Annotated in this window: 10 protein-coding genes; 9 read left to right on the top strand and 1 reads right to left on the bottom strand. The window is 72.1% G+C overall.

Translation table 11 applies throughout. The annotated features are described in order from the left end of the window. Positions 1-413 precede the first annotated feature (413 nt). Both ACFHWY_RS23665 and ACFHWY_RS23660 read left to right on the top strand, forming a co-directional pair. Positions 414-1,337 carry a tetratricopeptide repeat protein gene (locus tag ACFHWY_RS23665; protein WP_416582446.1) on the top strand — a complete coding sequence of 308 codons (924 nt, stop codon included), beginning with the start codon at positions 414-416 and terminating at the stop codon, positions 1,335-1,337. After that, positions 1,334-2,356: an HAD-IIA family hydrolase gene (locus ACFHWY_RS23660; RefSeq protein WP_416582441.1), complete on the top strand. Its 1,023-nt coding sequence runs from the start codon at positions 1,334-1,336 to the stop codon at positions 2,354-2,356. Before ACFHWY_RS23665 ends, ACFHWY_RS23660 begins: the two co-directional genes overlap by 4 nt. A gap of 15 nt (positions 2,357-2,371) precedes the next feature. Here the strand turns inward: ACFHWY_RS23660 and ACFHWY_RS23655 are convergent, their stop codons facing one another. After that, the gene (locus ACFHWY_RS23655) at positions 2,372-2,710 is read right to left on the bottom strand and encodes an SCP2 sterol-binding domain-containing protein (RefSeq protein ID WP_416582440.1); all 339 of its coding nucleotides are present in this window, start codon (positions 2,708-2,710) and stop codon (positions 2,372-2,374) included. A gap of 111 nt (positions 2,711-2,821) precedes the next feature. On the opposite strand from ACFHWY_RS23655, the gene ACFHWY_RS23650 reads away from it, so the two are divergent. The 7 genes from ACFHWY_RS23650 (at position 2,822) to ACFHWY_RS23620 (ending at position 9,680) form a co-directional block, all read left to right on the top strand. After that, a complete protein-coding gene (locus tag ACFHWY_RS23650; protein WP_416582439.1) occupies positions 2,822-3,361 on the top strand; it encodes a phasin family protein in 540 nt (179 codons plus the stop codon). Between the two features lie 100 nt (positions 3,362-3,461). Continuing rightward, a complete protein-coding gene (locus ACFHWY_RS23645) occupies positions 3,462-3,671 on the top strand; it encodes a hypothetical protein (RefSeq protein ID WP_416582438.1) in 210 nt (69 codons plus the stop codon). Positions 3,672-3,687: 16 nt separating this feature from the next. Beyond that, positions 3,688-4,548, top strand: coding sequence for a TlyA family RNA methyltransferase (locus ACFHWY_RS23640; RefSeq protein WP_416582437.1), 861 nt, complete (start codon positions 3,688-3,690; stop codon positions 4,546-4,548). A gap of 70 nt (positions 4,549-4,618) precedes the next feature. Beyond that, a complete protein-coding gene (locus tag ACFHWY_RS23635) occupies positions 4,619-5,503 on the top strand; it encodes an NAD kinase (RefSeq protein WP_416582436.1) in 885 nt (294 codons plus the stop codon). A gap of 167 nt (positions 5,504-5,670) precedes the next feature. Next, positions 5,671-7,428, top strand: a complete 1,758-nt coding sequence (gene recN, locus ACFHWY_RS23630) for a DNA repair protein RecN (RefSeq protein WP_416582435.1) — start codon at positions 5,671-5,673, stop codon at positions 7,426-7,428. Positions 7,429-7,532: 104 nt separating this feature from the next. Beyond that, on the top strand, positions 7,533-8,711 hold the full coding sequence (gene steA / locus ACFHWY_RS23625) for a putative cytokinetic ring protein SteA (protein WP_416582434.1): 1,179 nt from the start codon (positions 7,533-7,535) through the stop codon (positions 8,709-8,711). Positions 8,712-8,738: 27 nt separating this feature from the next. Continuing rightward, the gene (locus tag ACFHWY_RS23620; protein WP_416582433.1) at positions 8,739-9,680 is read left to right on the top strand and encodes a copper transporter; all 942 of its coding nucleotides are present in this window, start codon (positions 8,739-8,741) and stop codon (positions 9,678-9,680) included. Positions 9,681-9,702 lie beyond the last annotated feature (22 nt).

Raw genomic sequence — 9,702 nt, 5'->3', positions numbered from 1 at the left:
GTGTCGGTGAGCGTCGCGACGGTGGCTTCCGTCAGGGGTCGGACGAGCGAGGCGGCGAGCGTCGGGAGCGTGCCGGGGGTTTCCGTGGCGATGATCGTCGTTCCGGTGGTTCCCGTGATGGTGGCGCCGCCGGTTTTCGTGGTGGTGAGCGTCGTGAGGGCGGCTACCGGGACCGATCCCCGTCGGGTGGTGTCGGTGAGCGTCGCGACGGTGGCTTCCGTCAGGGGTCGGACGAGCGAGGCGGCGAGCGCCGGGAGCGGGACTTCCGGGACGACCGGGGCGGCGAGCGCCGGCCGGCACGGCGGGACGACCGGGGCGGGCGCGATCAGGCCGAGGACCAGCGTACGCAGGCCCCCGAGCTGTCCGACGAGATCGTCGCGACCGACCTGGACAAGGAGGTACGCGCCGAGTTGCTGTCGCTGGCGAAGCCGATCGCGGACACCGTCGCCCGTCACCTGGTGGCAACCGGCCAACTGATCGACGAGCAGCCGACGGAGGCGCTCGCCCACGCACTGGCCGCACGCCGTCTCGCGTCGCGGATCTCCGCGGTCCGGGAGGCGGTCGGTCTGGCGTCGTACCACGCGGGCGAGTGGCAGTCGGCGATCGCCGAGCTGAGGACCTACCACCGGATGAGCGGCGCGCAAAGTCACCTCGCGGTGATCGCGGACTGCGAGCGGGCCATGGGGCGGCCGGACCGTGCCATCGACCTGTTCCGCGGAGCGGAGCGGGAGAAGCTCGACCCGGCTGTCGCGACCGAGCTGTTGATCGTGGCCGCCGGCGCGCGAGGCGACCTGGGCCAGCGGGACGCTGCCGTCGCGATGCTCCAGGTCCCCGAGCTGACCACCGACATCGCCCAGCCGTGGACGGCCCGGCTTCGGTATGCGTACGCCGACGCGCTGCTGGCCGTTGGTCGGCGTGCCGAGGCACGGGAGTGGTTCTCCCGCGCGTCTGAGGTCGACACCGACGCGGAAACCGATGCGGCCGAGCGGCTGCTCGAACTCGACGGCGTGGTCATCGAGGGCGACGAACAGGATGACCAGGACGAGGTTGCCGACGAGCTCGCCGCTGATCCTGTCGTCCCCGGTGTGGTGCCGCACCGACCGAACACCGAGGTGTCCGGCGAAGCGGTCGCGCTCGATGAGCCGGTCGTAGGGTCTGCCGAGGGCGACGTGGACGACGAATCGGCCCACGAGGAAGCCGTGGACGACGACCCGACCGGCGGTGACCCTGCCGATGGCGCAGCGGCCGGCGGCGGAGCGGTCGAGGCCACGTCGGCTGACGATACGGGCCGCCGTGAGGACGACAGGCCGCAGCAGCCGGAGGCGCAGCAGCGATGAACGGTGCCGGGGAACGGTTGGTCGACAGCTTCGCCCTGGTCGTCTTCGACCTGGACGGGGTGATCTACCTGATCGACCAGCCGATCCCCGGTGCGGTCGAGGCCGTCGCGCGGCTGCACGGTGAGGGCCGAGCTGTGGCGTACGCCACGAACAACGCCTCGCGACTGGCCCGTGACGTCGCCGATCTGCTCACCGGTATGGGTGTCCAGGCGCGCCCGGAGGAGGTACTGACCAGCGCAGCTGCCACCGCAAAGCTGTTGGGTGAGCGGTTGCCTGCCGGCGCACCGGTGCTGGTGGTGGGCGCCGAGGCGCTCCGCACCGAGATCCGCGAGGCGGGCCTGACTCCGGTGTCCAGCGCCGACGAGTCGCCGGTCGCGGTGGTCCAGGGGTATGGCCCGCAGGTGGGATGGGCCGACCTGGCCGAGGCGGCGGTGGCGGTACGCGGCGGTGCGACCTGGATCGCCACCAACACCGACCGGACCCTGCCCAGCGGACGCGGACCGCTGCCGGGCAACGGAGCGTTGGTCGCGGCGCTGGCCACCGCCCTCGGCCGGCAGCCGGACGAAATCGTCGGCAAGCCGGCGCCGGAGCTGTTCGCCACCGCAGCCCGTCGGGCGGCGGAGGGCCGGACGCTGGTTGTGGGCGACCGCCTGGACACGGACATCGAGGGCGCCAACCGGGCCGGCCTGGACAGCCTGCTGGTCCTCACCGGGGTCAGCGACACCGCTGAGCTGCTCGCCGCCCCGCCGGCCCGCCGGCCGACGTACGTGTCGTGGGATCTGACCGGGCTGTTCGACCCGACCGAGGTGGTGCGGGTTCCGGCTCCGGGCGCGGACAGCGGTGGCTGGCACGTGGTGGCCGCAGCGGGCGGTTGGGAACTCTCCGGCTCGGGGCGTGCGCTGGACGCCCTCGCCACCCTCTGCGCGGTTGCCTGGGGGCGGCGGGAGCTGGCCGGTCCGCCCAGGTCGTCGTCCCCGGACGCGGCGAAGGCGTTGGAGACCCTCGGTCTGACATCCTGACCGGCGCCGTTCTGCTCAAAGCAGCTTGCGCAGCTTTATCAGGTCGAACGGGTTCGCCTTGATCGACACTCGGCGATTGGCGACCGCGCGGGTCACGTCGAGGTCACCCTGTACCAGGGCGACCAGGTCGTCGCTGCTGGCGCTGATGGCGATCTTCGCCTTGGGGTCGTCACCGTCGCTCAGGTTCACCAGCCTGCCGCCGGCGAGCCGTCCATGGAAGGCAGTCTCCAGATCGTTGATCCGGCAGGCAAGGGTGCGGTCCAGGTCGATCCGCTCACGCACGGTCTCCGCGTTGCGTTCGAGCCGTGCGGCCAGATCCCGCAACGCCTGCCGACACTCGTCAACGGTGGCCACCATCGCCTCCCTCGCCACACCACGTCGTCTCCCGGGCACCGTACCGCACGGGACGGTACCGGCGGCCGGTAGCGTGACACCTGCAGAGCCGCCGGGTGAAAGGACTCAGGCATGCAAGACGCGTGGCGGGCATACCTCGAACTGGCCATGGGCCTGACGGAGGCGCCCCGGAAGAAGGCTCAGGACGCGGTGCGTCGGGCAGTGGGCTCGACCGGAGCGACGGCGGCACAGCTTCAGACGCTCGCCGAGGAGCTGCGCTCGACCGGCGCGGCCAACCGCGAGGCGCTGACCAAGTTGGTGCGGTTCGAGGTCGAGCGTGCGCTCGGTGCTGTGGGCCTGGCCACTTCCGAGGAGGTCGTCGAGCTGGAACGCCGGGTCCGCGAGTTGGAACGCCAGCTGCGCGCGGCTTCCGAGGTGCCCGCAGTCAGCAGCGCGGGCGCCGCGACCCACGCTGAGGCGCCGTCTGTCGGCACGCCGGCCACCGCGGCCGCCGCCCCGTCGAGCAAGGCGGTCGCGAAGAAGACCGTGGCGAAGAAGACCGTGGCGAAGAAGGAGCCCGGAACGGTCGCGAGTACCGCCGATGGCAGGCCGACGGCCCGGCCGGCGAAGGCCACGCCGGCCCGCCGACCGCGGCCGGATGGTGCCGCGTGAGTCGGTCGGCCGAGCGGGTCAGCTGCCTCGGCGGTCCGGTGCGTCGTGGGCGGGCCGACCGGGCTGTCACCGTTGTGGCCCGGCGGGTCGAGGTGGAGGCGTGAGCGCGCCCCGCCCCGGTCCGCCGCCGGGCCCGCAGCCCCGACAATGGTCCGGTGACGGCACCGGGGACGCCGGCCATCCGGCGGTGGACGCCGCGGTGCGGGCTGTCGCCTATGCTGCGACGCTTGCCCCGGCGGAACAGATCGCCCAGTACGAGGCCGCATACCAGACGTTGCGGGAAACGCTGGCCACCATCGACCAGGCCTGAGGAGGCCGTCCACCCCATGGCACGTCGAAACCGGTTGGACGCCGAACTCGTCCGCCGTGGCCTGGCCCGCTCCCGCGAACAGGCGGCGGCGCTGGTCGAGGCGGGTCGGGTCCAGTTGCGCGGGGTGCCCGCACGCAAGGCCGCCGCGATGGTCGACCCTGCCGACCCGCTACTGGTCAAAGGCGCCGATCCCACCCTTGAGTACGTCTCCAGGGGGGGCCACAAACTGGCCGGAGCGCTCGCCGCGTTCGCGCCCGAAGGGCTGGTCGTCACCGGTCGGCGCTGCCTCGATGCCGGCGCGTCCACCGGCGGTTTCACCGACGTGCTGCTGCGCGGCGGGGCGGCCGAGGTGGTGGCGGTAGACGTCGGCTACGGGCAACTGGCCTGGTCACTGCGCACCGACGAGCGGGTGCGGGTCCTCGAACGGACCAACGTGCGGGCGCTGACCCCCGAGGTGATCGGAGGTCAGGTGGAGCTGACCGTCGCTGACCTGTCATTCATCTCGCTACGGCTGGTCCTTCCGGCGCTGGCGAGCTGCACCCGCCCCGACGGCGACCTGGCGCTGATGGTGAAGCCACAGTTCGAGGTTGGCAAGGAGCGTGTCGGCGCGGGCGGGGTGGTCCGCGACCCGGCGCTATGGGCTGAGGCGGTGCTGGGTGTGGCGGCGGCCGCCGCGGCGTCGCGGCTGGGTCTGGTGGACGTGGCCGCCAGTCCGCTGCCAGGGCCGAGCGGCAACGTCGAGTTCTTCGTATGGTTACGCCGGGACGCGCCGCCGGCCGACCCGGAGCGGGTGCGAGCCGTGGTGGCGGCGGGACCGCCGGGAGCGGTGGCGTCCGGCGACGTGCCGACCGAGGCGACGGAGGAGGTGGCCACGTGAGCGAGCGTCAGCGAGTGAACCAGCAGGGCGCGTCGGGGTGCCGAGTGGTGCTGGGCGGGCGGGCGTCGCGGTGAGCCGCACGGCACTGCTGGTGACGCACACCGGCCGTCGGCGCAGCACCGAGCACGCCCGTACAGTCGCCGCCGACCTGATCGCCGCCGGCTTCGCAGTCCGGGTGATGGCCGAGGAGGCCGAGGACCTCGATCTGCCGGGAGTGGTGCCGGTAACCGGACCGGAGGCGGCCGAGGGTGCCGAGATCGTCTTCGCGCTCGGCGGGGACGGCACCTTCCTGCGGGCGGCGGAGCTGGCCCGGCCGGCCAAGGTGCCGTTGCTCGGCATCAACCTCGGCAAGGTCGGGTTTCTCGCCGAAGCGGAGATCGACGATCTCGACGTGGCGGTCCGCGATGTGGTGGGCCGCAACTACAGCGTCGATGAGCGGCTCACCCTCGACGTGACCGCGGAGTTCGACGGCGGGCCGACGATCGAGTCGTGGGCTCTGAACGAAATCAGTGTCGAGAAGGGCGAGCGGGCCCAGATGCTGGAGCTGCTCGTCGACGTCGACGGGCGACCGCTGTCGCGCTACGGCTGCGACGGCGTGGTCTGTGCCACGCCGACGGGCTCGACGGCGTACGCCTTCTCCGGCGGCGGACCGGTGGTCTGGCCGGAGGTGGAGGCGTTGCTGCTGGTGCCGATCAGCGCGCACGCGTTGTTCAGCCGGCCACTGGTGACCGCGCCCACCTCGACCTTCTCGATCACCGTCGACCCGTTCACCACGCTCGCGGTGCTGTGCTGCGACGGGCGGCGGGTCTACGACCTGCCGCCGGGGGCTCGGGTCACTGTCCGGCGGGGTGCTCTGCCGGTGCGGGTCGTTCGGCTGCGGGACCGTTCGTTCACCGCCCGCCTGGTGGCCAAGTTCGACCTGCCGGTGCACGGCTGGCGGGGCAGTCGTCGCTGACGGCCCGGGCGGCGGTGGACGGGCCGGAGCGCGGTGCTCGGCGTTCTCAGACGTTCGAGAGACGGGTGTCGCCGCTGGTCCGACCCGCCCCGCGACGCTGCCCGCCGGGCCGTGGGGCGTCGCGTCGGCTGGTCAAGTGTCGTGCCTCGCGTCTACTGTCGGGTGCTGTGCTGGAGGAGTTGCGGATCACCGGGTTGGGCGTCATCGAGGACACGACACTGTCGTTGACCGGGGGTATGAACGTCATCACCGGGGAGACCGGTGCCGGCAAGACGATGGTGGTGACCGGCCTCGGCCTGCTCTTCGGCGGTCGGGCTGACGCGGGGCGGGTGCGGGCCGAGCCCGGCCGTGCCGTCGTCGAGGGCCGGCTGCGCCTCGACGGCCGGGTCGCGGGGGTGGTGCACGCCCGAATCGTCGACGCCGGGGGCGAGCCCGACGAGGACGGGGCGGTGCTGCTGAGCCGCACGGTGACCGTGGAGGGCCGCTCCCGGGCGCATCTGGGTGGGCGTGGCATGCCGGTGTCGATGCTCGGCGAGGTCGGTGAGCAGGTGGTGGCGGTGCATGGCCAGTCCGACCAGCTGCGCCTGCTGCGTCCGGCCGAGCAGCGGGCGGCGCTGGACCGGTTCGCCGGCCCGGAGCACGAGAAGGTGCTGGACGCGACGCGCGAGGCGTACACGCAGTGGCGGAGGGCGGTCGATGACCTGGCGGATCGGCGACGCAACGCGCGGGAACGCCACCAGGAGGCGGATCTGCTGCGGCTGGGTCTCGACGAGATTACCCGGGTCGATCCGCAGCCGGGCGAGGACGACGAGCTGAAGGCGGAGGCGCAGCGGCTGGAGCACGCCGAGGGTCTGCGTACTGCGGCGCAGCTGGCCCACCAGTGCGTTGCCGGCGGGCTGGAGGCGACCGACGACACACCCGACGTCTCGACGTTGCTCGGCGCCGCCCGGCGGACGTTGGAGGCGCAGGCCGCCACGGATCCGGCCCTCGGTGAGCTCTCCGCCCGACTCGAGGAGGCGGCCACCCTGGTGGCTGACGTCTCCGTGGAGCTGTCGACGTACCTCGCCGGTCTGGACGCCGACCCGGCCCGGTTGCAGGCGCTCTACGAGCGGCGGGCGGCGCTGCGCGCACTGACTCGCAAGTACGCCGACGACGTGGACGGGGTCATCGCCTGGGCAGAGCGGGCCCGGGGCCGGCTCTCCGACCTGGACACCTCCGACGACCTCCTCGACGAGCTGGACCGGGAGGCGTCCCGGCTGGCCGGCGAGGTGGCCGAGCTGGCAGGTCGGCTGTCGGTGTCCCGGCAGGAGGCGGCGGTGCGCTTCGCCGAGCAGGTCACGGTCGAGCTGGCCGGGCTGGCCATGCCGCACGCCAGGGTCGAGGTGGTGGTGCTGGCCCGCCCGGCCGGCCGGGCCGAGCCCACGTTGCCGGTCAACGGGGTCGAGGTCGGTGTCGCGGCGGACGGCGGCGACGAGGTCGAGCTGCGGCTGCTCGCTCATCCCGGCGCGCCGGCCCTGCCGTTGCAGCGCGGCGCCTCCGGTGGCGAGCTGTCCCGGGTGATGCTCGCCATCGAGGTGGTCTTCGCCGGTTCCGGTGGGCCGCCGACGCTGGTCTTCGACGAGGTCGACGCGGGGGTCGGCGGTCAGGCGGCGGTGGAGATCGGCCGACGGTTGGCCAGGCTCGCCCGTAGTCACCAGGTCCTGGTCGTGACACATCTGCCGCAGGTCGCTGCGTTCGCCGATCGGCACCTGGTGGTGGCGAAGGACACCGGCGGCGCGGTGACCACCAGCGGGGTCCGGGTGGTGGAGGACACCGAACGTGCCCGGGAGCTCGCCCGCATGTTGGCGGGTTTGCCGGATTCAGATCTGGGTATCGCCCACGCGGAGGAGTTGCTGGCCGTGGCGGCCAGGGAACGGCGGTCCTGAGACCGCGAGTGTGAGCGGAGGCACACCGGCCCTCGCTCCGATGTGCTTCCCTGCTCAGGCATGTCGCGACAGATTCGCCTGCCTCACATGCCAGGATGGTCACGATGCGTCTACCCACGTTGCGCCGGGCCCGGAACGCGGAACCCGGACAGATCCTCGGCACCGCGCGCCTCGATCGCCGTACGAAGCGGCTGGTCGGCCGGCTCCGTCCCGGCGACGTCGCGGTGATCGACCACGTCGATCTGGACCGGGTCGCCGCTGACTCGTTGGTCGCGGTCGGCGTCGGCGCGGTGCTCAACGCCAAGCCGTCGGTCTCCGGCCGCTACCCCAATCTCGGGCCGCAGGTGCTGATCTCGGCGGGCATCCCGCTGCTCGACGACCTCGGCGAGGGGGTCTTCGAGCGGGTCCGCGAGGGTGACACGGTGCGGATCGAGGGCAACACGGTCTTTCTGGGTGACGATCCGGTGGCGCACGGCAGCCTGCAGGACGCCGAGACCGTGGCCAAGGCGATGAGCGACGCCCGGGAGGGCCTGTCGGTGCAGTTGGAGGCGTTCGCCGCCAACACCATGGACTATCTCAGGCAGGAGCGCGACCTGCTGCTCGACGGTGTCGGCGTGCCCGAGATCGCCACCGAGGTGCAGGGTCGGCACTGCCTGATCGTGGTCCGGGGCTACGACTACAAGGCCGACCTGGACGTGCTGCGCCCGTACATCCGGGAGTTCAAGCCGGTGTTGATCGGCGTCGACGGTGGCGCGGATGCCCTGGTCGAGGCCGGATACACCCCGGACATGATCATCGGTGACATGGACTCGGTCACCGATGACGTGCTGCGGTGCGGCGCCGAGGTGATTGTGCACGCGTACCCGGACGGGCGGGCTCCCGGGCTGCCCCGGGTCAACGGCCTGGGGGTGCCGGCGGTGACCTTCCCCGCCGCCGCCACCAGCGAGGACCTCGCCATGCTGCTGGCCGACGAGAAGGGTGCCTCGCTGATCGTTGCGGTGGGCACCCATGCCACCCTCGTCGAGTTCCTCGACAAGGGGCGCGGTGGCATGGCATCGACGTTCCTGACCCGGCTCAAGGTCGGCGGCAAGCTGGTCGACGCCAAGGGCGTCAGCCGGCTCTACCGGCAGAGCCTCTCGGGCTCCTCGCTGCTGCTGCTGGTTCTTTCGGCGCTCGCCGCGATGGCCTCGGCGGTGGCGGTTTCCACCGTCGGCAAGGCCTACCTGGGTGTGGTCTCCGAGTGGTGGGACAATTTTGTGTTCCAGCTCGGCCAGCTCCTCTAGCTCCCGACCGATCAAGAGGCCTCAAGCGTGATCAACTTCCGGTACCACGTGGTGTCCCTGACCGCGGTCTTCCTCGCCCTGGCGATCGGTCTGGTCGTCGGCACAGCCGCCCTCAACGGCCCGGTCGCGGACTCGCTGAGGGAGACTGTCAACTCGCTGCGCAAGGACAACCAGCAGATGCGCCAGGCGGTCCAGAACATGCAGCGCGAGCTGGAGCTCGAAGAGGACTTCGCGGCCGAGATGGCCCAGGTCATGCTGCCCGGCAAGTTGACCGGCAAGCGGGTGCTGGTGCTCAGCCTGCCCACCGGCCGCGACCACACCGAAGGTGTGCTCAAGATGCTCCAGTTGGCCGGCGCCGATGTCACCGGGCGGGTCGACCTGCAGGACAAGTTCATCAACCCGGAGAACAACAACAACCTGCTTGAGCTCGCGGTCACCGCCGCCCGACCCACCGGCGCGCCGACCGCCGGCCTGCCCGGCAACGGCCACGGCGTCGAGACCTCCAGCGCACTGCTCGCGACCGTGTTGCTGGACCAGCCCGCCAGCGCGGAGCCGGTCACCGAGGCCGACCGGCGGGCGGTGCTGGCGGCCTACGGCAACGCCAACTACCTGACCACCTCGGACCGGGTCACGGCGCCCGCCGAAGCGGTCGTGGTGGTCAGCGGACAGCCGTACGTGGACAAGGACTCCGCCAAGAAGGACGAGTCGGTGGTGAAGATCGCCGAGCAGTTCGACCGCACCGGCGGGATCGTGGTGGCCGGCACCGGCTCGGCCGACGGCAACCTGGTGGCGTTCGTCCGGGGAGACGCCGTGCTCACGCAGACCATCTCGACGATCGACAATGCCAACACCGTGCAGGGCCAACTGGTCACCACCCTGGCACTGGTGCAGCAGCTCACCGAGCGTAAGGCTGGGCAGTACGGCGTCGGCGACAACGCGGGCTCGCTGGTGCCTAGACTGCCCCAGTGAGTCGTCGGTGCGCCGACGTCCG

It is taken from the genome of Micromonospora sp. LOL_024 (genome assembly GCF_048060415.1).
Lineage (GTDB): Bacteria > Actinomycetota > Actinomycetes > Mycobacteriales > Micromonosporaceae > Micromonospora.
Note: the sequence above shows the minus strand (reverse complement) of the source record. Positions and strands in the feature narration are given on the sequence as shown.